Annotated in this window: 17 protein-coding genes, 1 tRNA gene and 1 pseudogene; 7 read left to right on the plus strand and 12 right to left on the minus strand. The window is 69.7% G+C overall.

Annotated features, from left to right (window positions below; translation table 11 throughout):
* Positions 1-32 precede the first annotated feature (32 nt).
* The 3 genes from ASF68_RS04170 to ASF68_RS04180 all read right to left on the minus strand — a co-directional run bounded on the left by ASF68_RS04170 (position 33) and on the right by ASF68_RS04180 (position 3,282).
* Positions 33-1,034: a proline/glycine betaine ABC transporter permease gene (locus ASF68_RS04170; protein WP_056007211.1), complete on the minus strand. Its 1,002-nt coding sequence runs from the start codon at positions 1,032-1,034 to the stop codon at positions 33-35.
* Positions 1,031-2,401, minus strand: a complete 1,371-nt coding sequence (locus ASF68_RS04175; RefSeq protein ID WP_082455855.1) for a glycine betaine/L-proline ABC transporter ATP-binding protein — start codon at positions 2,399-2,401, stop codon at positions 1,031-1,033. Before ASF68_RS04175 ends, ASF68_RS04170 begins: the two co-directional genes overlap by 4 nt.
* A 398-nt stretch (positions 2,402-2,799) precedes the next feature.
* A complete protein-coding gene (locus tag ASF68_RS04180; RefSeq protein WP_056007214.1) occupies positions 2,800-3,282 on the minus strand; it encodes an Lrp/AsnC family transcriptional regulator in 483 nt (160 codons plus the stop codon).
* A gap of 170 nt (positions 3,283-3,452) precedes the next feature.
* On the opposite strand from ASF68_RS04180, the gene ald reads away from it, so the two are divergent.
* Positions 3,453-4,574: an alanine dehydrogenase gene (gene ald / locus ASF68_RS04185; RefSeq protein WP_056007217.1), complete on the plus strand. Its 1,122-nt coding sequence runs from the start codon at positions 3,453-3,455 to the stop codon at positions 4,572-4,574.
* Between the two features lie 96 nt (positions 4,575-4,670).
* Here ald and ASF68_RS04190 read toward each other — a convergent pair.
* From ASF68_RS04190 to ASF68_RS04200, 3 genes are all read right to left on the minus strand, one after another.
* A tRNA-Met gene (locus tag ASF68_RS04190) sits at positions 4,671-4,744 on the minus strand.
* Between the two features lie 168 nt (positions 4,745-4,912).
* Positions 4,913-7,837 (minus strand): UPF0182 family protein, encoded by a 2,925-nt coding sequence (locus tag ASF68_RS04195; protein ID WP_082455856.1) that lies wholly within the window; start codon positions 7,835-7,837, stop codon positions 4,913-4,915.
* Positions 7,838-7,907: 70 nt separating this feature from the next.
* A complete protein-coding gene (locus ASF68_RS04200) occupies positions 7,908-9,038 on the minus strand; it encodes a PDZ domain-containing protein (protein ID WP_056007220.1) in 1,131 nt (376 codons plus the stop codon).
* A gap of 120 nt (positions 9,039-9,158) precedes the next feature.
* On the opposite strand from ASF68_RS04200, the gene ASF68_RS04205 reads away from it, so the two are divergent.
* Positions 9,159-10,574 carry a zinc-dependent metalloprotease gene (locus tag ASF68_RS04205; RefSeq protein WP_369796414.1) on the plus strand — a complete coding sequence of 472 codons (1,416 nt, stop codon included), beginning with the start codon at positions 9,159-9,161 and terminating at the stop codon, positions 10,572-10,574.
* Between the two features lie 171 nt (positions 10,575-10,745).
* Positions 10,746-11,453: pseudogene (locus ASF68_RS19160) on the plus strand (TOMM precursor leader peptide-binding protein); the annotation flags it as partial.
* Here ASF68_RS19160 and ASF68_RS04210 read toward each other — a convergent pair.
* On the minus strand, positions 11,407-13,137 hold the full coding sequence (locus tag ASF68_RS04210) for an ATP-dependent helicase (RefSeq protein WP_056007223.1): 1,731 nt from the start codon (positions 13,135-13,137) through the stop codon (positions 11,407-11,409). The pseudogene ASF68_RS19160 and the gene ASF68_RS04210 sit on opposite strands and share 47 nt — an antisense overlap.
* 25 nt (positions 13,138-13,162) lie before the next feature.
* On the minus strand, positions 13,163-14,101 hold the full coding sequence (gene nudC / locus ASF68_RS04215; RefSeq protein ID WP_056007227.1) for an NAD(+) diphosphatase: 939 nt from the start codon (positions 14,099-14,101) through the stop codon (positions 13,163-13,165).
* 63 nt (positions 14,102-14,164) lie between these two features.
* Between nudC and ASF68_RS04220 the strand changes: the two genes are divergently transcribed.
* Entirely contained in the window at positions 14,165-15,394 is a 1,230-nt protein-coding gene (locus ASF68_RS04220; RefSeq protein ID WP_082498478.1) for a phosphotransferase, read from the plus strand.
* Here the strand turns inward: ASF68_RS04220 and ASF68_RS04225 are convergent.
* On the minus strand, positions 15,304-18,579 hold the full coding sequence (locus ASF68_RS04225) for an ATP-dependent DNA helicase (protein WP_056011355.1): 3,276 nt from the start codon (positions 18,577-18,579) through the stop codon (positions 15,304-15,306). The genes ASF68_RS04220 and ASF68_RS04225 overlap by 91 nt on opposite strands.
* Positions 18,576-21,749 (minus strand): UrvD/REP family ATP-dependent DNA helicase, encoded by a 3,174-nt coding sequence (locus ASF68_RS04230; RefSeq protein WP_056007230.1) that lies wholly within the window; start codon positions 21,747-21,749, stop codon positions 18,576-18,578. Before ASF68_RS04230 ends, ASF68_RS04225 begins: the two co-directional genes overlap by 4 nt.
* Positions 21,750-21,889: 140 nt before the next feature.
* Between ASF68_RS04230 and ASF68_RS04235 the strand changes: the two genes are divergently transcribed.
* Positions 21,890-22,114, plus strand: coding sequence for a DUF3107 domain-containing protein (locus ASF68_RS04235; protein ID WP_056007232.1), 225 nt, complete (start codon positions 21,890-21,892; stop codon positions 22,112-22,114).
* Positions 22,115-22,116: 2 nt separating this feature from the next.
* Complete coding sequence (locus ASF68_RS04240) at positions 22,117-22,416, plus strand: hypothetical protein (RefSeq protein ID WP_056007235.1); 300 nt, start codon at positions 22,117-22,119, stop codon at positions 22,414-22,416.
* Between the two features lie 75 nt (positions 22,417-22,491).
* Here the strand turns inward: ASF68_RS04240 and ASF68_RS04245 are convergent, their stop codons facing one another.
* Positions 22,492-23,214: a ferritin-like fold-containing protein gene (locus ASF68_RS04245; RefSeq protein WP_082455859.1), complete on the minus strand. Its 723-nt coding sequence runs from the start codon at positions 23,212-23,214 to the stop codon at positions 22,492-22,494.
* A gap of 160 nt (positions 23,215-23,374) precedes the next feature.
* Here ASF68_RS04245 and ASF68_RS04250 point away from each other — a divergent pair, with 160 nt between their 5' ends.
* Positions 23,375-24,910, plus strand: a complete 1,536-nt coding sequence (locus tag ASF68_RS04250) for a DEAD/DEAH box helicase (RefSeq protein ID WP_056007241.1) — start codon at positions 23,375-23,377, stop codon at positions 24,908-24,910.
* A gap of 145 nt (positions 24,911-25,055) precedes the next feature.
* Here ASF68_RS04250 and ASF68_RS04255 read toward each other — a convergent pair whose 3' ends face one another.
* On the minus strand, positions 25,056-25,910 hold the full coding sequence (locus ASF68_RS04255) for a PHP domain-containing protein (protein WP_056007244.1): 855 nt from the start codon (positions 25,908-25,910) through the stop codon (positions 25,056-25,058).
* Between the last annotated feature and the right edge of the window lie 43 nt (positions 25,911-25,953).

The raw sequence follows: 25,953 nt of genomic DNA on the forward strand, positions 1-25,953 counted from the left end.
GTGTCGTCGGTTGAAGTCGGGAGGGCCGGGCGTCAGCGTGAGCCGGCCGGGGACGGAGCGGGCTTCCCGCTCGGCTCGACATGGCTGGTCGAGTCCGTCGTGGTGGTGCTCGAGGCAGGCGCGGGGCGGATGCCACCCGGTGCCGACGTCGGCTTCACGCGCCGCCCACGCTTGCGACCGGCGCCGAGCGAGGCGGTGAGGCGGTCCAGGAAGATCGCCAGGATGACGACCGACAGGCCCGCTTCGGAGCCGAGCTGGATGTCGATCCTGGAGAGGCTCTTCACCACGTCGCCACCCAGTCCACCGGCGCCGACCATCCCGGCGATGACGACCATGGAGAGCGAGAGCATGATGACCTGGTTGACGCCGGCCATGATGTTCGGCATCGCGAGCGGCAGTTGGATCTGGCGCAGGATCCGCCACGAGGAGGCTCCGAACGCGTTGCCGGCCTCGACGACCTCCCGGTCGACGTTGCGGATGCCCAGCTCCGTGAGCCGGACGGCCGGGGCCAACGCGAAGACGATCGTCGCCACGATGCCCGGGACGACGCCGATGCGGAACAGGATGAGCGCCGGGATGAGGTAGACGAACGCCGGGGTCGTCTGCATGAAGTCGAGCAACGGCCGGATGATCGACGAGGCGACCTTCGAGCGGGCAGCCAGGATCCCGAGCGGTATGCCGATGACGATCGCGATGAGGCCGGCGACGAGGACGAGCGAGAGCGAGTCCATCGCGTTCTCCCACTGCTCCACGCCGACGATGATCAGCAGACCGACGGCCGAGCCGATCGCGAACACAGGGCCGCGGACGATGAGCGCGAGGATCGCTGCGACGAGGATGATCACCCAAAAGGGCGGTCCGCTGAGGATCGTGTCGACCCCGTCGTAGAGTCCCTGGAAGACCGCGCGGATCACGTCGAACACCGGCTGGAACACGTCGGTGATGAAGTCGACGAACGCTTCGACCCACGCTCCGATCTCGGGGCGGGTGATGGCGTCGATGAGGTCGGACGATTGGAGACGGAGGCCGTTCATCGGACGTTCCCTTCCTGGAGGGCGGCGGAGGGTTCGGTCGTGGACGGTTCAGCGGCCGTCGGGTCGACGGATCCACCGTCGTCGGGGTGCTGCGGGTCTTCCGCGGTCGACCGCAGGGTCGCCGTGATGAGCTCGACGGGCACAGTCGCCGGCGGACCGACGAGGCTGATCTCGTCCGTGTTGGTGGAGACGTTGCCGACGGCAGCGAGCAGGGTCACCCGCGGGACGACGCCGAGGAGACGCGTCCGCTCGTCAACGACGGCGACCGGGAGGGCACTCTCGACCGCGGACTCGAACAGGTCCACGAGCGCGGCCTCCGGGGAGACGGTGGCGAGGTCCGCGGTGATGACGCTACTGAGCTCGTGGTCGCCCGCCCGGACGAGACGAAGGACGTCCTTGTCGCGGACGACGCCGAGCAGCTGGCGTCCCGGGCCGACGACGAACGCGGTCGAGGTCTGCAGATCGCGCATGATGCGCAACGCCGCCCGCGGACCGGCGGACGCGGACACGACGGAACGCGCAGGCTCCATCACGCCGCCGGCCGTGAGCACGCGAGCGCGGTCGACGTCCTGGACGAACTGCGCCACGTAGTCGTTCGCCGGGTCGGTGAGGATGTCGTTCGGCGTACCGACCTGGACGATCCGACCGTCGCGCATGACGGCGATCCGGTCGCCGAGGAACATCGCCTCGTTGAGGTCGTGGGTGATGAAGATGATCGTCTTCCCCAGCTCAGCCTGCAGCTCGACGAGCTGCTCCTGCATCTCGCGACGGATGAGCGGGTCGAGCGCGGAGAAGGCCTCGTCCATCAGGAGGATGTCGGTGTCGGACGCGAGTGCGCGGGCCAGTCCGACGCGCTGCTGCATCCCGCCGGAGAGCTGGCCGGGGAGCTTGTCCTCCCAGCCGGCGAGTCCTACCCGTTCGACGACGGCCTGAGCACGCTCGCGACGCTCCGCCGCGGGCACACCCTTGACCTCCAGCCCGTAGGCCGCGTTCTCGAGGACCGTGCGGTGGGGCAGCAGGGCGAAGTGCTGGAAGACCATCGAGATGTTCTCCTGGCGCACCGCACGAAGCTGCTTGGAGGAGACGCCGGAGATCGGCTGCCCGGCGACCGTCACCGTACCGGCGGTCGGCTCGAGCAAGCCGTTGAGCATGCGGATGAGCGTCGACTTGCCCGAGCCGGAGAGGCCCATCACGACGAAGATCTCGCCCTGCTTCACGTCGAATGACGCGTCGATGACGGCAGCGGTCCCGCTCGTCGCGATCTCGTCGCGGGACGCACCCGCTTGCAGACGCTTGACGGCGTCCTTCGGCTTCCTGCCGAAGACTTTGTACAGACCCGTCGCTGAGACGGCAATCGTTTCGGTCATTCTTTCTCCCGGAAGCGCACGCGGAGCCGCGTTGCACTCTTCCTGTCGATCGTCAGGCCGGGTCGAACGACTCAGGATCCGCCCCATCGGCGCACTGACAGACAGCGCGCGGGCTCGGATCACGTGGGGCGTCGACGGCTACCACGTTGCGTTCGACCGTACGTCCAGCACGCCGTCACGAAGGCGACAGGGGGCGGGACGCGGTTACGTAGGTCAGCCCTTGCGGGCCGTCGACAACGCTAACGAAACTCACAGCTGGTGGCTAATCGACAATCCCCCGAAAGGCGGACACAGCCGCGGCGACACGCACGAAAACCGATCATCACCAGGCTTTTCCGCGAAGCGTCTTCGTTACCTGTTTGTGACCTTCGCGCGGTCGATCCCTCGCGAACCGAGGCTCACTCCCCCACTTCGACACCGATGAAGGCATGCTCGAAGACCAGACTCGTCCGCGTGGAGGCGACCGTCGGGTCGGCGGAGAGGTGCTCGACGACGAAGTCGCGGACGTGTGCGCTGTCGCGGGCGGCCAGATGGATGACGAAGTCCTCGGAGCCGCCGAGGAAGAACACCTGGACGACCTCCGGCAATCGTCGGATGCCGGCGCTGAACTCGGCGATCCGCGCTCGGGCGCCGGCCCGGATGTTGACACTGATGAGGGCTTCGAGCCCGAGCCCGACCGCCACCGGGTCGATGCTCGCAGCGAACCCGGTGATCACCCCACGATCGACCAGCGAACGGATCCGCGCGACACAGGTCGACGGCGCGATCCCCGCGAGTTCCGCCATCCGGGCGTTCGTCATCCGGGCGTTCTCCTGCAGCAGCCGAAGCAGCGTGCGGTCCACGTCGTCGAGGTCGACGTTCCGGCGAAGATTGTTCGTCATACTGCGATCATCCTCCCCATTGTCCGAAGCATCGTCGATTTGCGAGATGGATGTCCGGATTTCTGCAACGCTTCACGGTCAGGCTCGCAGGAACCCCAGAATAGTCGCACACCGTCCACCGACGAGCGGGAGCCGAGCTGAACGCCGCGGGCCCGCGAGAGGAAGCACTCATGCGCATCGGCATCCCCACAGAGGTCAAGAACAACGAGAACCGGGTCGCCGCGACCCCAGGCGGCGTCCACGAGCTCGTCCGCCACGGACACGAGGTCGTCGTCCAAGCGGGTGCCGGCATCGGCTCAGGCAACCTCGACGAGGCCTACCGCGACGCCGGGGCGACGATCGTCCCGGATGCAGCCTCCGTCTGGGCAGCGGGCGACCTCCTGCTCAAGGTGAAGGAACCCGTCGCCTCCGAATACGGGTACCTGCGCCCCGACCAGACGCTCTTCACCTACCTGCACCTCGCAGCGGATCGAGCACTCACGGACGCTCTGCTCGCGTCGGGGACGACGGCGATCGCCTACGAGACCGTGCAGCTCGCGAACCGCTCCCTCCCCCTGCTCCAGCCGATGAGCGAGGTGGCCGGGCGACTCTCGACCCAGGTCGGGGCCTACCACCTGATGCGGGCAGCCGGCGGTCGGGGCATCCTCCTCGGCGGCGTGCCCGGCACCCCGAAGGCGAAGGTCGTCGTCATCGGCGGCGGCGTTGCCGGCGAGCACGCCGCAGCGAACGCCCTCGGCATGCAGGCGGACGTCACGATCATCGACATCTCGATCCCCCGGCTCCGGGAGCTCGAGAACCGCTTCGGAGGACACGTGCAGACGAGGCCGTCGTCCGCCTACGAGATCGCCGAACAGCTGCGGGACGCCGACCTCGTCATCGGCTCGGTCCTCATCCCCGGCGCCCAGGCACCCAAGCTCGTGACCGATGCGATGGTGGCCGACATGAAGCCGGGATCCGTCCTCGTCGACATCGCGATCGACCAGGGTGGCTGCTTCGAGGGATCCAGGCCCACGACGCACGACGACCCGACGTTCCAGGTCCACGACAGCCTCTACTACTGCGTCGCCAACATGCCCGGCGCCGTCCCGGAGACCTCGACACGGGCCCTGACCAACGCGACCCTCCGGTATGCGCTGGCGATCGCGGATCAGGGCACCGAACAGGCGGTGGCAGCCGACCCGGCCCTGCGCGCCGGCGTGAACGTCCGTGCGGGCGAGGTCACGAACAGCGGCGTCGCCGCCGCCTTCGGCCTGCACCTCGCGGACCTGGAGGAGCGCCCCTCGGTGCGATGACCCGTCGGTCGCACCGACGCCTCTGCGTCGGTGCGACCGACGGTGTGTTAACGAAGAAATCCCGGTCTCGATGAGACCGGGATTTCTTCTTTTCTGTTGCAGGGGCAGGATTTGAACCTACGACCTCTGGGTTATGAGCCCAGCGAGCTACCGAACTGCTCCACCCTGCGGCACAAGAGATAAAGCTAGCATGCATTTCCAGGCCCCGCAAATCGAGTGCCGTCAGCGGTCCCGATCGGAGCCTGCGGCTGACGATCCTCGGACGAGGACGACGGCCGGGAACGACGGAACGGCGCCACCCCGGAGGGTGACGCCGTCCCGTCGAGCAGCAGCTCGGATCAGCCGTTCAGCAGGTCCAACGCCTTCGCGAGTGCGTCGGAGACCTTCTTGTCGGCGACACCGTACGCGGCCCAGTCGCCACTGGCCATCGCGGCATCCTTCTCCAGGATGGCCGCACGGGCCTCGCTCAGCAGGGTCTTGATCTGCGCGTCGACCGCGGGATCGCCCGTGCTCGGGGTCGTCCCGGTGTCGGTGCCGTCACCGGTGTCCGTCCCGTCGGCCGGTGGGGTCGTCGTGTCTCCTGGGACGTTCGTGTCACCGGCGTCGGCTCCCGAATCTCCGCCGAAGAGGGTGTCGAGCGCCTCGTCGAGCGTGTCCTCGAAGGCGATCTGATCACCGAAGGCCACGAGCACCTTCTGCAGCAGCGGGAAGCTCGTGTCACCCGTCGACTTGACGTAGACCGGCTGCACGTAGAGGAGCCCACCACCGACCGGCACCGTCAGCAGGTTGCCGTTCAGCACCTCCGTCTGGCCCTGTTTCAGGATGTTGATCTGGCTCGACACGCTCGGGTCGGAGTCGAAGGTGTTCTGCACCTGGCCCGGGCCCGGGACGGTGTCGTCCTTCGGCAGCGTCAGGAGCCTGATCTTGCCGTAGTCGGAGCTGCGCTTGCCGTCTTCACCGCCCGCGTTCGCGTCCACCGCCAGGTAGCCGGTGAGCACGTTCCGCGACTGTTCGCCACCCTGGCGAGGGATGAAGGTCGAGTACAGCGAGAACGACGGCGCCTGCTGCTCGGGGAGCTGCATCGTCAGGTAGTACGGCGGCTGGTACTTCTTCTCGGTGTCGGTGGACTGCGGGTCGTTGGGGGTCACCCACGCGTCCTCGCTCGAGTAGAAGGAACCGGCGTTCGTGACGTGGTACTGGCCGAGCACCGAACGCTGGACCTTGAAGAGGTCGGCGGGGTACCGGACATGGCTCATGAGGTCGCCGGACATCTCGGACATCGGCTTCACCGTGGACGGGAAGACCTTCTGCCAGGTCTCGAGGATCGGGTCCTTGTCGTCCCAGCTGTAGAGCGTGACCTTGCCGTCGTAGGCGTTGACCGTGGCCTTCACCGAGTTGCGGATGTAGTTCACGTCGTCGAGAGCGTAGTTCTGCACCGGCGTGACCGAGTCGGAGATCGTGTCCGAGAGGCTCACGGTCTTCGAGTACGGGTAGCTGGCGCTCGTCGTGTAGCCGTCCACGATCCAGACGATCTGTCCGTCCACCACCGACGGGTAGGGGTCGGAGTCGAGCGTCAGGTAGGGCGCGACCTTCTGGACGCGCGTGAGGGGCTCACGGTCGTACAGGATCTGCGACTGGTCGTTCACCGAGTCGGACAGGAAGATCTGCTCGGACTGGAACTTCAGCGCGTAGACGAGCTTCTTGAAGACGTTGTCGAGCTTCGGACCACCGTCACCGTCGAAGGTCGTGTACGTCTGCGACTCCCCCTGCGTGCCCGACGGGTAGTCGAGCTCGATCGGATCGCTGCCCTTCGGAGCACCGACGATCGAGTAGTCGGGAGACTGCTCGCCGAAGTACACCCGGGGCTCGAAGTCCCCGAGCGCACCCGTCGTCGGGATGCCGGACTCGAGGAAGACCGGCTCACCCGAGGCGGAACGCTGGTTGCCGTAGGCGGCGACCAGGCCGTACCCGTGGGTGTACACGACCGTGTTGTTGATCCACGACTGCGAGTTGTCGAGGCCGGAGACGTTCAGTTCGCGGACCGCGACGACGGTGTCCTGCGTCTTGCCGTCGATCGTGTAGCGGTCGACGTCGAGCTGCTTGTCGAAGGAGTAGAACTGCTTGAACTGCTCGAGCTGCGCGACCGAGGCGCTCACCAGCGAGGGGTCGATGATGCGGATGTTCGCGGTCGTCTCCGCGTCCTGACGCAGGGCGCCCGGTGTCGCGTCGGTGGTCGCCTCGTACTCCTCCTCCTGCACGTCGGCGATGCCGTAGGCGTCGCGCGTCATGTCGATGTTCTTCTGGATGTACGGCGTCTCGAGGCTCTTCGCGTTCGGCTCCACCTGGAACCGCTGCACGATCCACGGGTAGAGGCTGCCGACGATGAGGGAGGCGACGATCAGGAGCGCGGTGCCGACGAGCGGCAGACGCCAGCGGCCGATGAAGGCCGTCACGACGAACAGCACGGCCACCATGAGCGCGATGCCGGCGAGGATCACGCGACCGGGGATGATCGCGGCGACGTCCGTGTAGGACGCTCCGGTGATGAGGGTACCGGTGTCGTTCAGTGTCGTGTACTGGTCGAGCCACAGGCTGACCGCCTGCAGGATCAGGTAGAGCGCGGCGAGCACCGAGATCTGCACGCGGGCGGCCATGGAGATCCAGACCTCGCGGCTGACGACCCGGATGCCTCCGTAGAGGTAGGTGACGACGGCGGTGGCGATCAGGGCGATCAGCACGACCGCGGAGGAGAACGCGACGACCGCCTGGAAGAACGGCAGGTCGAAGAGGTAGAAGGAGACGTCCAGGTTGAACTGCGGGTCCTTCGTGCCGGACGGCGTGCCGTTCATCCAGAGCAGGGCCAGCTGCCACCGCGAGGCGGCGGCCACACCACCGAAGAGCCCGAAGAGCGCGGGGATACCGTAGGTCGCCAGCCGGCGCAGCGGCTCGACCACCTGCTGGTAGCGGTCCACCTGCGAACTGAGCTTCGCGTAGACGGGGCGGGTCCGGTAGGCGATCTCGATGGCCAGCCAGACGGGCAGCGCCATGCCGACGAAGCCGATGAGGAACATGGCGATGGTGGCGATCCACTGCGTGGTCAGCACCTCGGTGAACCCGAGCTGCTGGAACCACAACAGATCGGCGTAGAACCCCGAGAACACGAAGAACCCGATGAGGAGCGCGGCGATGACCGCCACCGTGATCGCTATCGGGGCGCGTCGGCGCTGAGTGGACAGGGGCTTCTCTGCTGCTGCGGATGTCACGTATGGCCTCTTCAGATAGGGGTCGTCGTGACCATCCTAAAGCGGCGGGCCTGTGAGAGCGCCCTAGAGCTCAGCCCGCCGGGCAGGTCGGGAGGGCGCTGGTGTCGCCACCGTCCGCGATCACCTTGAGCGCCGAGAGCGAATCGTCGAGCGTCTTGACGGCGAAGACCTGCAGTCCGTCCGGGATGTGCCCGGAGACCTCGTCGCAGTTGCTCTCCGGAGCGAGGAACCATTCGGCCCCGGCGTCCTTGGCGCCGAAGAGCTTCTGGCGGATGCCGCCGATGGCTCCGACGTTGCCGTCGGCGTCGATCGTGCCGGTCCCGGCGACGTCCTTCCCGCCGTTGAGCTCACCGGGCGTGAGCAGGTCGATCATCCCCAGCGCGAACATCATGCCGGCACTCGGCCCGCCGACGTTGTCGAGCTGGATGGTGATGTCGACCGGGAGGTCGTAGGTGACCTTCGTGCCGATGCCGATCACCGTCGAGGTCGTCCCATCGCTCGCGGTCGCCGTCGTGGGCGTGATCTGCACGGTGGCCGGCGAGCCCCCGCGGACGATGTCGAGGGTGACGGGGGTCTCCGTCCCGTTCTCGGCGATGGCGCCGCGCAGGCTTTCGAGCCCCGTCACCGGTACGCCGTCGACGGCGACGATCTCGTCGTCGAGTCGCAACACGCCCTGCGCCGGCGCCCCCTCGGCGATCTGCGCGACGACGACGTGCTCCGGCACCTCGTAGCCGAGCTCGCGCAACGCCGCGGCAACGGAGTCCTGCTGGGAGTCCACCATCAGCGTCGCGTTCTGCTCGTCGCGCTGCTCCGACGTCACGCCCGGCGGGAAGTAGAGGTCCATCGGGACCACGGCTCGGCTCGGGTCGAACCAGGCCGAGACGATGTCGAGCCAACCGGGGCTCCGCTGCGGGTTGCCGACGAGCTGCACCGTGAGCATGTCGAGGGTGCCGCCGGTGTCGTAGGTCTTCGCGTCGTGGACCTCGATGAGCGGAACGTCCTTGTCCTCGCCCTCGGTCGTGCCGAGCACGTTGAAGACCGGCCCCGGCTGCTCGATCACGTACGGAGCGGGCACTGCGGAGAGCACACCGAGGAGGACCAACGAGAGGACGAGGACGATCCATCCGAAGCGCGCACGACGGTTCCGGCCATGGCCGGTCGGCGCCGAAGCGGTGGGAGCCTCATCGGCGAAGAGCGACATGCAAGCCTTCCGGACTGTTCGCGGTGGGCGGAAACCCGACCAACCATACCCCGGCGATTCTTCAGCGAGGTGCGACTAGCGTAGAAGGCCCAGCACCGAGCAATCTGAGAGGCGGCTGACGTGCCAGAGGATTCCGACAAGAGTCCGGAGGACGAGTTCCGCGACATGCTCCGCGAGCTGCTCTCCGGCAACGGCTCGTTCGATCCGAGCCAACTCGCCGGCGCCGCCGGCCTGCCGAGCGACCCGGCCAGTCTCGCCGCGCTCATGTCGCAGCTGCAGGGCGCCCTGCAATCGAACGGCGACGGCATCAACTGGGACACCTCGCTCCAGCAGGCGAAGACGATCGCCGGCGACGGTGCTCGCGACACGACGCCCGAGCAGCGCGTCGAGTACGAGCAGGCGTTCCACATCGCGTCCCTGTGGCTGGCCGACGTCACGGATGTCGCCGAACTCTCCAGCGAGCCCGCTCTCTACACGCGAACCCGTTGGGCGACGAAGACGATGCCGTTCTGGACCCAGCTCGCGGAACCGGTGGCGACCAACATCGCGAACGCCCTCACCGGCGTCCTCACCGAACGTGCTCCGGAGGAGCTCTCCGGCATGATCGCGAACGCCGGACAACTCGTCCGCGGCATCGGCGGCACCCTCTTCGCGATGCAGCTCGGCCAGGTGGTCGGTCAGCTCTCCAAGGAGGTCGTCTCCGGTGGGGACATCGGCATCCCGCTGCTCGACGACAACGAGGCCGCACTCGTCCCCCAGAACGTCGCCGACTTCGGCGAGGGTCTCGATATCCCGGCCGACCAGGTGCAGATCTACCTCGCCGTCCGCGAACTCGCCCACGCGCGACTCTTCCGCCACGCGCGGTGGCTCCGCCTGCACCTCATCTCCTCGATCACGGACTTCGCCCGCGGCATCCGGATCGACACGGAACGGCTCGAAGAGCTCGCCGAGAGCTTCGATCCGTCCAACCCAGAGGAGCTCCGCGAGGCGATGACGAGCGGTGCTCTCATCCCCGCTCGGACCGAGTCGCAGGAGGCGAGCCTCGCCCGACTCGAGACCACGCTGGCGCTCATCGAGGGCTGGGTGGACGTCGTGACGGCTGCGGCCACCGTGCGTCTCCCGCGATCGGCAGCCATCGCCGAGACCGTCCGGCGCCGACGCGCCGCTGGCGGACCGGCCGAACAGGCTCTGGGAGCGCTCGTCGGACTCGAGCTCCGCCCCCGCCGCCTTCGCGAAGCCGCGATGATGTGGCAGCAGGTCACCGACGCGGTCGGTACGGCCCAGCGGGACGCCCTCTGGTCGCACCCGGACCTCGTCCCCACTGCGGCCGACATCGACGCACCGGACGCCCTCGTGGCGCGCCTCGAGGCCGAAGCCCGCGGGGAGCGCCCGGAGCAGGACGAGATGGACCTCGCACTCGAGGACCTGCTCCGCGACGAGGAACGAGGCGAGGCCGCGCGGGACGACCAGGCTCGCACCGATGAACCGGGACCGGACTCCTCCGACCCGGACGGCACCGGCGGTCCCCCGGTCTGATCCGACGATCGTCTCGGCGAGCGGGCCTGTGGAGAGCCACGACGGACCCGCTCGCGGAACCGTCATCATCGATGGATGACGACCCGGCTCGATCCCCGCAGACCACTCCTCTGGCGAACGCCCCACAGTCTGCAGATGGGGGTCGACGACGCCGTCGTCCTCGACAGCGTCATGACCGACACCGAGCAGGTCGTGTCCGCTCTGCGGGCAGGGTTCCCGGCGTCGGTCGGCCGTCGGTTGGCGGGGGCGTTCGGTGTCCCGGAAGTCGAGGTCGAACGTGTCTTCACGGCGCTCGAGCCGGTGATCGACCACGGCACGCGGGCAGATCCTCCCCGGCGGCCGCATCGCGTCGTTGTGGCCGGTGCGAGCCCGTCGGCCGATCAGCTCCGCAGGCTGCTCGCGGACCAGTCGGTGATCGACCTCGCCGAGGCGGGACCCGTCGACGACGCACCGGAGGCATCACCGCATCCGGTCGACATCGCGATCCTGTTCGCCGACTTCGTCCTGCCGCCGAGCCGGTACGCCCGGTGGCTGCGTGACGACGTCCCGCATCTGCCGATCGTCTTCGGTGATCGCTACGTCCGGATCGGGCCGTTCGTCACTCCGGGCGCCGGCCCGTGCCTGCACTGCGTCGAGTTGCACCGCGCCGACGACGACCCGGCCTGGCCGGCGGTCGCGTCGCAACTCCTCGGACACCGTTCCCCGCTCGACACCCTGCTGGTCCGCTCCGAGGTCGCGACCCGGGTCGCCCGCCTCGTCCTCAGACGGATCGAGGCGGCGCAGCCCATCCTCGTGAACACGCAGCTGGTGATCGACGCCGCCTCGGGAGGGGTCAGGCGCCGCGTCGTCCGGGAGCACTCGAGGTGCGCATGCCGAGCTCTGCCAGGAAGCGGGACGGCTCCCGTCTCCCCCCACGCTGCTGCGTCTCCGACCACGACAGGTGCAGGAGGCGTTTGGCCCGGGTGATCCCGACGTACAGGAGCCGGCGCTCCTCGTCCGCCTGCTCGAAGTGCTTCGCATAGGAGATCGGGAGATACCCCTCGGACAGGCCGATGAGGTGGACGGCCTCCCACTCGAGCCCTTTGGCCGAGTGCAGGGTGGCGAGGGTGACCGCCTCGACCGTCGGCTCGTGCTGCGCAGCCTGACGGGTCTGCAGTTCATCGGTGAAGGCGCGGAACGTCGTGCCCTCCGGCGCCTGGTCGACGAGCCCCATGATCGCGTTGAGCGACTCCCAGCGGTCGCGCACCGCGCCGCCGCCGTCCGGAGGATCCTGGCTCCACCCGAGGGACCGGAGCACGTCGCTGACGGACTTGAACAGCGGTTCACCGCTGATCGAGACGGAGGCCGCCCGGAGTTGCAGGAGCGCCTGACGGACCTCGGGGAGTTCGAAGAAGCGCTTCGATCCGTGCATGACATACGGGATACCCGCCTCGCCCAGCGCCGTCTCGAGTGCAGCGGCCTGCACGTTGATGCGGTACAGCACGGCGATCTCCGACGCGGGGACGCCCGACTGCAGCTGATCGAGGATCTCCGACGCCACCCCTCTCGCCTCGGACAGCTCGTTCGGGTACTGGCGGACCCCGACGGCAGGGGTCTCGGGGCGCACGGACGATGCCGACTCGTCCTCCGCTCGCACCGCGGAGAGCTGCAGCGCCCCCGGGCGCCCGCGCATGAGCGTGTTCGCCGCGGCGACGACGGGCGGGGCGGACCGGTAGTTGCGTTCGAGGCGCACCACGGTCGCGTCGTGGTACCGGGTCGGGAAGTCCAGGAGGTAGTCGGCGCGAGCACCCGCGAACGAGTAGATGGTCTGGCTCGCGTCGCCGACGACGCACACGTCGCGGCGGCCGCCCAACCAGAGTTCGAGCAGGCGGTGCTGCAGCGGGGACACGTCCTGGTACTCGTCGACGACGAAGAACCGGTACTGCTCATGGACCTGCATCGCGACCGACGGTTCGGTCTCGATCATGCCGGCGCAAGCGAGCAGGACGTCCTCGAAGTCGATCCGCTTGCGCTCGTCCTTGAGCTGCTCGTAACTCTCCTGGAGAGCCACCACCTGCTCGAGGGAGAGCTTCGCCGGCAGCGGGCGGTTCGCCGCCGCGTACTGCTCCAACGTCAGGCCCGACACCTTCCGCCACTCGATCTCACCGGCGACGTCCCGCAGGGTCGCCGTGTCGACCCGCAGGCGGAGCCGTTCCGCCGCGTGGCCGAGCACCCGTCCCTTGCTCTCGACGAGCGCCGGCACCTGTCCTCCGACGACCTGCGGCCAGAAGAAGTTCAGCTGCGACAGCGCAGACGCGTGGAAGGTCCTCGCCGAGACCCCCTCGGCACCGAGCGCTCGCAATCGACCGCGCAGCTCTGCGGCCGCACGGCTCGTGAAGGTGAGGGCCATCACCCGTGAGGCGGTGTACGTCCCGGTGGCGACGCCGTAGGCGATGCGGTGGGTGATCGCGCGGGTCTTGCCGGTGCCGGCACCGGCGAGCATGCACACGGGTCCGCGAAGCGCCTCCGCCGCGACGGCTTGATCGGGGTCGAGTCCGGCGAGCAGTTCGGCCGGACTGCTCATCGTGGACCCTCGGGGACGACGCGGGTCATCGCGTCCAGGATCCGCTCAGCCAGTCGTCGATGACGGCCCGGGCGATCGACGACGGACCGGGCAGGATCACGTCCGTCGACGGGTCCTCGAGCTCTTCGCGCGTGAACCACCGGAGATCGAGGATCTCCTGTCCGTCCGGCACGAGCGCCTCCGGGTCCTGGTCTGCGGCGAGCGGCGCGACGAACCCGAGCATGAGCGAGCGCGGGAACGGCCACGGCTGCGAGCCGAGGTAGACGGGCGTCCCGAGGCGCATGCCGGACTCCTCGAAGATCTCGCGGGAGACGGCCTGTTCGAGCGACTCGCCGGCGTCGACGTACCCCGCGAGCAGCGAATACCGGTTGTGCTCCCACATCGCGTTCGATCCCAGCAGGATCCGACCGGCCGGGTCGACGACCGCCACGATGACCGCCGGGTCCATGCGCGGGAACAGCTCGTTGCCGTCGACCGGGCAGTGCCTGGCCCAGCCGGCGTTCCGGACCGTCGTCGGGGACCCGCAGTGTGCACAGAAGGGTTCGGCACGGTGCCAGCCCGCGATCGCCAACGAGGTGGCGAGGATGCCGACGTCCGTGTCGGAGAGGCGATGACCGCTCCGGCGCAGGTCGAACCAGCGGTCCTCGTCGGCCGTGATCGTGTCGGCCTCCGCATCGCCGAGCACCCACAGGAGGATGCCGGTGCCCGCCGGCGTCCCGGGGGTCTCGTCGATCGTGCGGCCGAGGTACACCAGCAGCTCCGGCTCCGGCAGCTCCGAGGGCGTCATGCGGTCCAGGGTGTCTCCGGTCACGAGCGCGCGTCTGCCCTTGAGGACGACGGCGCGCACCGTCGGATCGGCGCGCAGCTCGTCGAGCACCTCGGGCCGTGATCGGAGCTCGCCGTGACGGTCGAGTCCGCCTCTCGCGAGCGGTAGGCCGGCGAGTGCGCGAACCTGAATCGTCATGGACAACCTCTCTGAGGGCGTGGCGAGCACGGCTCGCCGGGACGGCCCCGTACCCTGGATGTCATGGCCAGATCCCATCTCACTCTAGCCGCGTTGGCCACCTCGGCCGTCGCCGACCTCCAGGTCCGCGGCTCCGGCGCGCACACCGCAGGAGGCGAGGGGAACTACGACGCAGCCCGACTCGTGACGGGCGACGGGCGCGAGCTGATCGTGCGCATCCCGACCTCGCAGCAGGCCGAGACGGAGCAGTCCGCCGACCTCATCGCCCTCCGCGCCCTCACGCCCGGGATCCGCAGCAGATTGCCGTTCGACGCACCGACGGTCGTCGGTCAACTCCCGGTGGACGGCACCCGCGCCGTGGTGCTCGACTTCGTCGCAGGCACCCACCTCGACCCGACGGCACTCAGCAGCGACGAGGTCCTCGCCGACTCGCTCGGAGCCGCGATCGCCGCGATCCACTCGCTCCCCACCTCGTTCGTCGCGGAGGCCGGCCTCCCCCTGCTGACGACGGAACTCATCCGCGCGGACGCACACCGCATCGTCTCCCGAGCGGCGGAGACGCGACTCCTCCCGACCGCCGTCCGCGAGCGCTGGCAGGCCGCGGTCGAGGACAACTCGCTCTGGCAGTTCCAGCCCACCGTCATCCACGGTTCCCTGGCCGCCGATCGGGTCCTCGTCATCCGCCAGGACGGCCACGGCCTCGTCAACGGCGTCCTCGACTGGGGCTCCCTCCGGGTCGGCGACCCGGCACTCGACCTCCATTGGATCGCGACGCTCGGCACCACAGGCGAACAGACACTGTCCACCTATGCGGCCTCGTGTTCCCGCGGCCCGGACCGGTTCGTGACCCTCCGCGCGAGGCTCTACGCGGAGCTGGAGATCGCCCGCTGGCTGTTGCACGGCCGGGACGGCCACGACGAGACGATCGTCGAGGACGCCGTCGCCATGCTCGACGGACTCGTGGACCGGGTGCTCGGCGACGTGACCGACCCGCTCGGGAGCAGCACAGGCCCCGTCTTGGCGGTCGACGAGGTCGAGGACATGCTCGACCGCACCCCCCTCGGATCGTCCTCCCCCGGCATCGCGATGCAGACCGACACCTACGACCGCTCAGAGCTCGAACGAGCCCTCGGCCGGGACACCGGAAGCGCCGACACCTCCGAGGACGAGGACCCGTCCGCGGAGGACGCGAACGCCACGGATCAGATCGACACCTCGTCGTTCGAACTCTGGGACGCCGCGGCCGCCCCGAAGGACCGCTCCCAGGCCGACAGGAGCTCCTCCTCCGAGTAGAGGCGTTCCGGCCGCAGCTGCACGTCGTGCGTGACGTAGTAGAGCACGGCGTCGATGCGCTCGGGGTCGACGTCCCGGTGGTGCGCGTAGGCGAGTCGGTACAGCGCGAGCTGGAACGAGGCGTTCCGCACCTCCTCAGGCGTCGTCGGCACGGCTCCCGTCTTCCAGTCGACGATCTCGAAGCGATCCCCACGCTGGAACACGGCGTCGAGCTTGCACACCACCAGGCGGCCGGTGTCGCCCAACGGGACATGGATCTCCGTCTCGACCTCGATCGGCCGCACATCCGCCCACTCCGAGGCGAGGAACCGTTCGACGAGTTCCTCGAAACCGATCCCCTCCGCTGCATCGGCACCCGGTTTTTCGAGATCGAGTTCGTCAGGGTCCGCGTCCACGAGTTCCTGGAGGCCGAAGCGCTCGTAGTGCGCCTCGACCCAGGAATGGAACCGGGTGCCCAGTCGGGTCTGTCGGTAGGGCCGCTGGGGCACCGGGCGCCTGAGCCGCTCGAGCGCGGCCTCTGGCTCGGTGACGAACTCCTTGAACCTCGAGGCCGGGATCCGCACGGGGAGTTCGCCGCGCGCGCTGGTCGTCGCGGCACGGCGCCGTTCCTCGAGCAGCAGGGTCAGCTCGTTCTCGAGCGGTCCGAGGGTCGCCAGGAGTCCGGCCTCCGGGAGCCCGCGGCGTTCCTCGACCTCGGCCGCCGCCCGTTCCACGACGGCGCGACGGGGTCCGAGCGGATCGAGCGGCCACTGCACCACGGCGGCGCCGGTGTCGATGGGGTTCTCCTCGAACGCCGACGCCGCGGGGAGGTCACCGATGACGCCGGCGTCGGCCAGTTCCTCGAGGTACGTGCTCGCCGCCCGAGGGCGTTTCCGCTCGCCGGACCAGAACGATCCGGTGAGCAGGAGGTCGTGCTTCGCCCGCGTGACCGCCACGTAGGCGAGGCGTCGTTCCTCGTCGAGCGCCCGTGCGGACAGCGCATCCGAGAAGGCGGCCTGGGCGTCGACGACCTCCTTCCGGGTCTCGGCCGTGCGCCAGGCGAACTCCGGGAGTTCCGCTGCGTCGCCGCGGAAGTCGTAGGGCAGGGTGCCGAGCCCGACCCACCCCTTACCGTCCTTCGATTTCGCCGGGAGCTCGTCGACGACGAGCCGCGGGATCACCACGTGATCCCATTCGAGTCCCTTCGACCCGTGGATGGTCAGGAGCTGGACGGCGCCCTGATCGGGCGCCTCACCGGCCGGACCGAGATCGTCCCGACCGAGTGACCGGTCGATCCAGGCGAGCAGACTCCCGAGGTTGACCTGCTCCTCGGCCGCGATGAACGAGATGATCTCATCGTGGAACGCCTGCAGCCGGGCGGACGCCCGCGCCGCAGAACCGGTCGACTCGTTCGCGACGACCTCGATGTCGAGTCGCAGCTCGCGCTCGACGGACCTCACGAGGTCGGGCAGGCCACTGCCCACCCGCCGTCTGAGGGACGCGAACACGAGCCCGGCCTCGCGGAGCCGGGCGCGACCTTCCTCGGTGAACCCCGCCGCGAGTCCGGCCGGCACACGGTCGGCGGCGATGAAGTCGACCGCATCGATGATGGACCGTCCGTCGTCGTCGGCGACCGACTCGCGGAGCCTGGCGGCGAGCTCGGCGTCGTACCGCTTCGTCTTCCAGTCGATGGCCTGCAGGTAGCGCGCCACCTCCACGAGGTGGCCGAGATCACGGACGCCGATCCGCCAGCGTGGACCGCTCAGGAGCCTGATGAGCGCGGATCCCGCGCCCGGGTCGTGGATGACGCGGAGCGCGGCCGTCACGTCGACGATCTCAGGGGACGAGAGCAGACCGCCGAGCCCGAGGATGTGGTGTGGCACGCCCAGCGCGGCCAGGCCGTCGGCGAAGTCCTGCATGGGCCGCCGCGCGCGGAACAGGATGGCGGCGGAACCGGCCGGATCTCCCCCGCGGTGGGCGAGTAGGCGGTCGGCGCACCATTCGGCGACCGCGCGCACCTCCTCGGTACTCGTCTCACTGACGTCGACCGAGAGCGACCCCTCACCAGCCCCCGGCTTCGGCTCGAGGTCGAGGACGCGCAGCCGCGCTGCCGCCTTCGCCTGCTGCTGGAGCGGGCGGACGAGGACGTTCGCCGCCTCGAGGATCCGGCGGTCGTTCCGCCAACTCGTCGACAGGTTGAACTGCGTCGCGGTGACCTCCCGCCCGAAGTCGCGGGAGAACCGGGCCAGGTTCGCGGCGCTCGCACCACGCCAGCCGTAGATGGACTGATGCGGATCGCCGACCGCCATGACGGGGTGGTCGGCGAACAGCGTCGACAGGAGTCTCGTCTGCACGACGGAGGTGTCCTGGTACTCGTCGAGCAGGACGACGCCCGCTCGTTCGCGCGCGACCTTGGCGACCTTCGGCGACCGCTCGCACGCGGCCAGCGCGAGCGCGACCTGATCGGAGAACTCGACGAGTCCCTGCCGTCGCTTCTCGTCCGCGTAGCGCAGAGCCAGGTCGAGGAGGACCGGCAGCGCACCGACGACGGCGACCGCCTGATCCACCTGTGCGTAGGAACCACGGCCGCCGTCGGGCAGCTCGGCGATCCCGACGAACTGCTCGACGAAGCCCAGCAGCTCCTCGGTCGTGCCGTCGATCTCCGCCAGTTCATGACTGAGCGAGAGGACGAGTTCGGCGACCTGGTCGACCGATTTGCCGAGGGTCGACAGTCGTTCGTCGCCGTGTCGGACGACGATGCGGCGCGCGAGCCGCCACGCCGACGCCTCCGACAGCAGGACGGACTCCGGTTCGCGGCCCACGAGGAGGGCGTTGTCGCGGAAAAGCGCGTTCGCGTAGGCGTTGTAGGTCGAGACGTCCGGGCGGTCGAAGAGGGCGTCGGCCGCGGGATCGAGGATCCCGACGTCCTGGAGGGCGGCGATCCGCTTCCCGATCCGGGCCGCGAGCTCCCCCGCCGCCTTCCTGGTGAAGGTGAGACCGAGGATGCCGCCGACGTCGACGTGGCGGTTGGCCAGCAGCCAGACGACCCTCGACGCCATCGTCTCGGTCTTCCCACTCCCCGCTCCGGCGACGACGAGCACCGGAGCCATCGGCGCTTCGATGACCTCCACCTGCTGTGCGGTCGGTTGCGGGAGTCCGAGCAGGCCTGCGAGGGTCTCGGCCGAATACGTCTGGTCCGCGCTCATGAGCTCACCGCTGGGACGACGTGGATCGCGCACTCGCCGAAGGCGAACGGGTCGTGGCAGTGGGTGCCGACCCGCGCCTCGAACACCGCGCCGGCCATGCCGATCGCATCGGCGATCACGCGCTCGCGGAAGCGGTCGAGTGCCTCGTCGTCGAGCGCCGGCTGAGCCGGGTCGTAGTACTCCTTGCGCTTGGTTCCCGCCGAGACGACGATGAGCTTCGCCCCACCGCTCGGCATCCCTTCGGTGCCGGCGATCGCGCCGGACGCGAGGGCGAGCTGGTAGGCGCCGAGCTGAGCCATGTCGGCGACATCGCGATCCTGTCGGGGTGCCGAACCGCCCGTCTTGAGGTCGGCGATCACCACGCGCCTCGTGCCGCCGGTGGCCGGCACGACTTCGACGCGGTCGATCGACCCGCCGAGGACGGCTGCCCCGCCCAGCTCACCGATCGGGATACGGAGGCTGAACCGGCTCTCGTTCCCGATCGACGTCACCCCGGCCCGCTCCGCGTCGTGCAGGTACGCGGACAGACGGTGGACGAGTTCCGCCGCCCGGCGCTTCGTCGCCTCGCCCTCCCAGGAGGCCTCGAAGTGCAGCTCGTCCCAGCGGTCCTCGACGGCCGCCCAGAGCGCCGACTCGTCGGACGACTCGGCGTGTTCGAGAGCGGCATGGACGATCGTGCCGAGTCCGGAGGCGAACCCCGACGCTCCGCCGCCCAGGCGGGCGATCGCCCAGTGCAACGGGCACTCCTCGAAGGCCTCCATGCGCGACGGGGAGACCGGGAGCTCCTCGACGGTCGGGTCGTGGAGCGGTTCCGTCGAGGTGGGATCCGCCACGCCGTACCACTCCTCCGGCGGCGCACCCGGTACGCCCGCCTCCGCGAGGATGGCCAGGGCGGACGCCGATGCGGCGCGCTCCGCCGGGTCGGCGGGACGGACACGACGGGTGAGCGAGCGACGGAGGTTGCCGACGAGCCCACGGAGCGACAAGGGTGAGAGCGCCGCACGATGTGGGTCCGGTTCCGGGAGCAGGGTGAGGAACGGGCTCGCCTGGTGGTCGTCGTCGACGACCGCGACCACCATGAGCGACCGGTTCGCCCGCGAGGTCGCCTGCGCGAAGAGTCGGAGCTCGTCGTGCAGGACCGCCCGTCTGGCGTCGGCGGTGGGCGTCGCGGTGCCCTCCAGCAGCTCGACGAGCTCCGAGGCACCGAGCAGGGAGTCCCGGACCCGGAGGTTCGGCCAGACCCCGTCCTGCATCCCGGCGACCACGACGGTGTCGAACGTCGTCCCGACGAGGGCGGCCGGTGTCGCGATCGTGACCGCCTGCCGGAATCCCGTCGGAGCCAGGGAATCGTCGCCGACCGTCTGTTCGAGGAGTCGGTCGAGGAAGACGGATGCCGGGGTCTCGGGTTCGGACTCGACGAAGGTGCGTGCGGCATCGGCCAGCTGCGTGATCGCGTCGAGGTCGCGGTTCGCCTCCTCGGCAGCCTGACCGCTGCCCTTCGACAAGGCCACCCAGCCGCGTTCGAGACCACTCCGGGACCAGAGCCCGTAGACGAGTTCCTCTGCCGAAGCCCCTGCCGCGGCCTGCGCGCGGGCCTCGGCGAGGCTGTCGGCGAGGGACCGGGCGCGGGCGGCCGACGGCGTCTCGAGTCCGATCAGCGCGCCGGGGACGGCGAACGCCTCTTCCAGCAGACGATCGGCGCTGCGGTCGAGCCCGTGCGCGAGGTCGGCGTGCCGGAGCGCCGCTCGGAGGCGTCTGACGCCGATCGAGTCGAGCCCGCCGAGGGCACTGTGGAGCAGCTCGGTCACGACCTCGGCGTCGAGCGGCGTGCGTCCGAGCGCGACCGACACGGCGAGGAGGACCGCCCTGACGAACGGGTGCTCCCTCAGTGGCGCTCCGCCGGTACTGGCCCGCGTGGGCACTTCGAGCGACGACAACCCGCGCTCGATCGCCGGGATGAGCCCGCCGCTCCGCGCGACCACGGCCATCTCGGCCCACGGGACCCCGTCGAGCACGTGACGTTCACGGAGGAACCTCGCGATGACGGCGATCTGCTCGGCGGGCGACCCCGCGGCGACGGTGACGACGGGGCGCGCCTGAGCCGCGGCGTCCGCGATCGGTGCCGCGGCCTGCCGGTGGCGTCCGGCACCCGCTGTGCCGATGCGGTCGGTCACGCCGCGCACGGTCGCTCGGATGCCGGGGGTGCCGCGATGCACCTGTTCGAGGAGCAGCGTGTCCACGGGGCGGCCGAGCACCTCGCCGAACCGCCCGAGGGCATCGGCGCGAGCACCGTGGAAGGCGCCGGTGGTGAGGTCGGGGTCGCCGAAGGCGACGATGGTGATCCCGTGGCGGGCGAGAGCGGCCAGGAGCTGCAGCACCCCGTGCGTCGCCTCCTGCGCATCGTCCACGAAGACCACCCGGAGCCGACCGAGGACACCGGTGCCCGGCTGCTGCTCGTCGAGGAGCCGTGCCGCACGCGCCAGCGCGGCAGCCGGTGTGAGGTGACCGCGCCAGTCATCGGCCAGGAAGCCCTCGATGAAGGCGGCGGAGGCGATCCACTCCGGGCGGTCGTGGAGCGAGCCGAGCCGACGCAGCTCCGCGGGCGCGACGTCGTGTTCGACGCTCCGCTCCATGAGGTTGCGGAGTTCGGTGCGGAAGCCCTGGAGTCGCCTGACCTCGGGCCCGAGCTCCGCGGGCCAGACCGGGCCGGTGCCGTCCACCTCGTCGCCGAGGAGGCGTTCGGCGATGGTCTGGTCTTGCTCGCCACCGGTGAGCAGCCGGGGCCGCCCGGTGCCGGCGAACGCCCCCGACCCCGCGATGACCTCGAGTGCCAGGGAGATCGCCGTGCGGGCGAGCGACCCGGGCGTCGCCCTGGCGACCCGCGCCTCGAGGCGGTCGCGGAGGACTTGCGCGGAGGATCGGGATGCAGCGATGACGAGCAGTTCGTCGGTACCGTAGCCGCGAGCGTGCACGCGCTCGGCGACCGCCTCGACGAGCGTCGTCGTCTTCCCGGAGCCCGGCGCACCGAGCACCACGGCCGACCGTGCGTCCGGGAGCCGCAGCACGGCGGACTGCGCGTCGTCGAGTGGGACGAGGGCCTCGACGGAGGCCGCGCGGTGCTGGTCGTGGACCGCGACCGTGGGGAGGTCGGAGGCGTCGGAACCGGTCATGGACCGCACGTTACCGGAGCCCGCCGACATCGTCGCGACCCGGGGCGGCGTTCCGGTGTTCGCTGACAGCAGGCGACCGCGACCGGTCCGTCGACGATGACTCCCGTAGTCTTGCCCTACGCAACCGAAAGGCACTCAAAGTGGAAATTCGCATCGGAATCCTCAACAGCCCTCGCGAGATCGGCTTCGAGACCTCGCAGCCCGCAGCCGAGATCGAACAGGCGGTCAAGACCGCCCTCGAGACGGACGCGAAGCTGCTCTCGCTGAAGGACGACAAGGGCACCAGCTACCTCATCCCGACCGCGGGCATCGGCTATGTCGAGCTCGGAACCGAGGAGTCGCGCCGCATCGGATTCGTCGGCTGATCATGGAGCTCCTCTTCGTCGTGCTCGGCGGCGCCATCCTCGGGCTGGCCGTCCGCTACCTCCTGCCGGGCAGGGACCAGCACGGAGCGGCGCTCGTCCCAGCGGTCGCCACCCTCGTCGCCGCCGTCGTGTGGGTCGTGGCGACCTGGGCCGGCATGGCCTGGGACGGCGGTTGGATCTGGGTCGCCGCCTTCGGCGCCTCAGCGATCGTGAGCGTCGTGGTCGACATCGTGCTCGTGCGTGTCCGCACCGCATCCGACGACGCCATGCTCGCGCGGCTCCAGCACGGGGTCACCGTCTGACGCGCCCGCCAGACCGAACGATGCCGCCGCTCCATCCGGAGCGGCGGCATCGTTCGTCGGAGGTGGTGACGTCGTTCAGGCCGTCAGACCGAGGGCGTCCATCCTCCTCGTGTGGTTCGCGATGAGCTCCGTGTAGATCGGTTCGACCCTGGCGTCGTCGGGCAGGGCCTTGCTCTCGGTCACGAGGGCGGACCTCGCGACGAGCATCGTGTCGCCGAGGAGGCGTCGTCCCCACATCGCGAGGGTCGAGGCTCGCTCCGGGTGGGAGGCGATCACGCGGTGCAGGATGCCGACGAGTGGATCCTCCTCAGGACCCGGGGCGACGATCGCCGCGAGGTCGCGGGCGTCCGCTCCGTCGAGGCCGCGCGCGAGCTCCGCGAAGAACTCGTCGAGGAATCCGCGGGTGACGAGGATGCCGAGGAGGAGTTCGTCCCACGTGCCGGTGCGCAGGATCGCCTGGAACTCGTCGCGGGACCTGGCGAACGGTGCGAGCACCGCGGTCGGGTCGTCGTTCGTCCGGCGGAGCCAGGCGAGGAGCGCCTGGTGTTTGCGCAGGGCGGTCGCGGCCGCCTCGGCGAGCGTCTCGCGATCGGCGTCGCTCGGGGCGTGTTCGACCGCGAACGAGAGCGTCATGAAGAAGCCGAGCTGCAGTTGCGCCACCTGACCGAGGTAGTCCGCCGTGCTCGGAGCGAGTTCGTGGAGATCGACGCGAGTCGCCTGGACCGTGTCGCCGCGGGAGCGCAACCGAGGCGTCTCCGTGCCGGGACGACGCCGACGTCGTGCAAACCAACCTGCCATGCGACCACCCTATCCGTCGTGCGCCGATCACCGTGTTCCGCGCGCCCAGCGGCCTCTCGGGACCTCCCGGGTAGAATAGCCGTGCCCCGGCGTCGGATCGGGGCCCTACACCTGTGTGCAATCGAAGGTGTAGACCATGACTGCACTGACAGGTATCTCCGTGACTTTCTCTGATCTCGGTGTCGACCAGGACATCGTCGACGCCCTCACGTCCAAGGGCATCATCGACCCATTCCCCATCCAGGAGCAGACGATCCCCCTGGGACTCGCCGGCCAGGACATCATCGGCCAGGCCAAGACGGGAACGGGCAAGACCTTCGGGTTCGGCATCCCGATCGTCCAGCGCCTCGGTCTCGACCCGGCACCCGGCGTCAAGACGCTCGTCGTCGTCCCGACCCGCGAGCTCGCCGTCCAGGTGTCCGAGGACATCGAGATCCTCATCTCGAACCGGTCCACGACGCTCGTCTCCATCTACGGTGGCAAGGCCTACGAAGGCCAGATCGAGCAGCTGAAGGCCGGCGCCCAGATCGTCGTCGGCACGCCCGGCCGACTCATCGACCTGAACAACCAGCGCCTCCTCGACCTCTCGGGCATCACCGAGATGGTGCTCGACGAGGCCGACAAGATGCTCGACCTCGGCTTCCTCGCCGACATCGAGAAGCTCTTCTCGAAGACGCCCGCCGCGCGCCACACGATGCTGTTCTCCGCGACCATGCCCGGTCCGATCGTGGCCCTGGCCCGCCGCTTCATGAGCAAGCCGATTCACATCCGCGCGAGCGACCCCGACGAGGGGCTCACGCAGGCCAACATCAAGCACCTCATCTACCGCGCGCACTCGCTCGACAAGGACGAGGTCATCTCGCGCATCCTGCAGGCCGAGGGTCGCGGCAAGACCGTGATCTTCACGCGGACCAAGCGTGCGGCCGCGAAACTGGTCGAGGAACTCAGCGACCGCGGATTCAATGCCGCAGCGGTCCACGGCGACCTCAACCAGGAGCAGCGCGAGCGCGCGATGGCGTCCTTCAAGGCCGGCAAGCGCGATGTGCTGATCGCCACCGACGTCGCCGCCCGTGGCATCGACGTCGACGACGTCACCCACGTCATCAACCACACGATCCCCGAGGACGAGAAGACGTACCTCCACCGCGTCGGCCGTACCGGTCGCGCCGGGAAGACGGGTATCGCCGTCACCTTCGTCGACTGGGACGACCTCCACAAGTGGGCGCTCATCAACCGTGCCCTCGAGTTCGGCCAGCCGGAGCCGACGGAGACCTACTCCTCGAGCCCGCACCTGTTCACCGACCTCGGGATCGCCGAGGGCACGAAGGGCCGGCTGAAGCCCGCCAAGGCCGTCGAGCCCGCTCCGCGCCGCGAGGGTTCGCGGAGCGCAGGCGGACGCGACGGTTCGCGGGGCAGCGGCGGACGCGACGGTTCGCGGACCAGCGGCGGTCGCGGTGGTGAGCGCGGCGGACGCGGAGGCGAGCGCACGCAGCCGAGCAGCACCCGGCTCGAGTCCCAGCCGAGCACCCGCGCCCACTCGCGGACGCACGACGCCGCCTCGACCGACACCGTCGACCGCAGCGCGCCCGCAGCAGGCACCCACGACGGCCACGGTTCGGAGCACCGCGACGGCAACAGCGCTCCCCGCCGTCGGAGCCGGACGCGCCGCACCGCACCCCCGGCCCCCACGGCGTAGATCCGTCACGCAGAACGCCCGCACCCTGAGGGGTGCGGGCGTTCTGCATGTCGCGAGCGCTCCGCTTGGAGCTGGATACCCCCGTGCGCACGTCGGCAAGCTCAGTGACCGAAGGACGTTCGACCGGGACGCCGGCAGCGCCGGATCAGTCGGGAAGGACGGGTTCCGAGCCGGTGGCCTCGTCGACGATGCGCCGGACGACGTCGATGTCCGTGGTGTTCTCGCCGAGGCGGTTCGGCTTACCGGTCCCGTGATAGTCGCTCGAACCGGTCGCCACGAGGCCCAGCTCGGAGGCGATCCGCCGCACGACGACCTTGCCCTCCTCGGTGTTCTCGCGATGCTCGATCTCGAGCCCGAACAGGCCCGCGTCGGCGAGTTCGCGGAAGTACGGCTCAGGCAGCATCCGGTCGCGGCCGGCCGGGACCGGGTGGGCGATCACGGGCACACCACCGGCGGCGCGGACGAGCTTGACCGCGGTCAGCGGGTCGGGGGCGTAGTGCGGCGCGTAGTACCCCGTGCGCGGATGCAGGATGCCGTCGAAGGCCTCACCGCGGTCCGCCACGATGCCGAGGGCGATCAGCGCGTCGGCGATGTGCGGACGACCGACCGTCGCACCCTCGCGGGTCTGCGCGAGGACGTCGGCCCAGGAGAGCGGGTAGTCGCCGCCGATCCGAGCCACGATGGCCTCGGCCCGGCGCAAGCGGGACTCGCGGATCTTGGCGGTCTCCTGCAGGAGGTCGCCGTTGAGCGGATCGATGAGGTAGGCGAGCAGGTGCACGCTCCGCCACTCGTACCGGGTGCTGAGTTCCATCCCGGGGAGCAGGGTGATGCCCTGCCGACGCGACTCGACGGACGCCTCGGCCCAACCTGCGGTCGAGTCGTGGTCCGTGAGGGCGATGGTGCCGAGCCCCGCGGCGCCGGCCGCGCGCATGAGTTGCGTCGGCGTCTCCGTGCCGTCCGAGACACTCGAGTGCGTGTGCAGATCGGCGGGACCGTGCATGTCTCGAGCGCTCACCACGGTTCCACCCTAGTCGCAGCTCGTC

Origin of the sequence: Plantibacter sp. Leaf314, assembly GCF_001423185.1 — a bacterium.
Classification (GTDB): Bacteria; Actinomycetota; Actinomycetes; order Actinomycetales; family Microbacteriaceae; genus Plantibacter.

What these genes read in the sequence shown, in the direction of transcription:
- ASF68_RS04245 (WP_082455859.1), bottom strand. Translation starts at nt 23,214, where the DNA reads ATGGCAGGTTGGTTTGCACGACGTCGGCGTCGTCCCGGCACGGAGACG.
- nudC (WP_056007227.1), bottom strand. Translation starts at nt 14,101, where the DNA reads ATGACGATTCAGGTTCGCGCACTCGCCGGCCTACCGCTCGCGAGAGGC.
- ASF68_RS04200 (WP_056007220.1), bottom strand. Translation starts at nt 9,038, where the DNA reads ATGTCGCTCTTCGCCGATGAGGCTCCCACCGCTTCGGCGCCGACCGGC.
- ASF68_RS04220 (WP_082498478.1), top strand. Translation starts at nt 14,165, where the DNA reads ATGGCCAGATCCCATCTCACTCTAGCCGCGTTGGCCACCTCGGCCGTC.
- ASF68_RS04170 (WP_056007211.1), bottom strand. Translation starts at nt 1,034, where the DNA reads ATGAACGGCCTCCGTCTCCAATCGTCCGACCTCATCGACGCCATCACC.
- ald (WP_056007217.1), top strand. Translation starts at nt 3,453, where the DNA reads ATGCGCATCGGCATCCCCACAGAGGTCAAGAACAACGAGAACCGGGTC.
- ASF68_RS04255 (WP_056007244.1), bottom strand. Translation starts at nt 25,910, where the DNA reads ATGCACGGTCCCGCCGATCTGCACACGCACTCGAGTGTCTCGGACGGC.
- ASF68_RS04210 (WP_056007223.1), bottom strand. Translation starts at nt 13,137, where the DNA reads ATGAGCAGTCCGGCCGAACTGCTCGCCGGACTCGACCCCGATCAAGCC.
- ASF68_RS04230 (WP_056007230.1), bottom strand. Translation starts at nt 21,749, where the DNA reads ATGACCGGTTCCGACGCCTCCGACCTCCCCACGGTCGCGGTCCACGAC.
- ASF68_RS04240 (WP_056007235.1), top strand. Translation starts at nt 22,117, where the DNA reads ATGGAGCTCCTCTTCGTCGTGCTCGGCGGCGCCATCCTCGGGCTGGCC.
- ASF68_RS04225 (WP_056011355.1), bottom strand. Translation starts at nt 18,579, where the DNA reads ATGAGCGCGGACCAGACGTATTCGGCCGAGACCCTCGCAGGCCTGCTC.
- ASF68_RS04175 (WP_082455855.1), bottom strand. Translation starts at nt 2,401, where the DNA reads ATGACCGAAACGATTGCCGTCTCAGCGACGGGTCTGTACAAAGTCTTC.
- ASF68_RS04180 (WP_056007214.1), bottom strand. Translation starts at nt 3,282, where the DNA reads ATGACGAACAATCTTCGCCGGAACGTCGACCTCGACGACGTGGACCGC.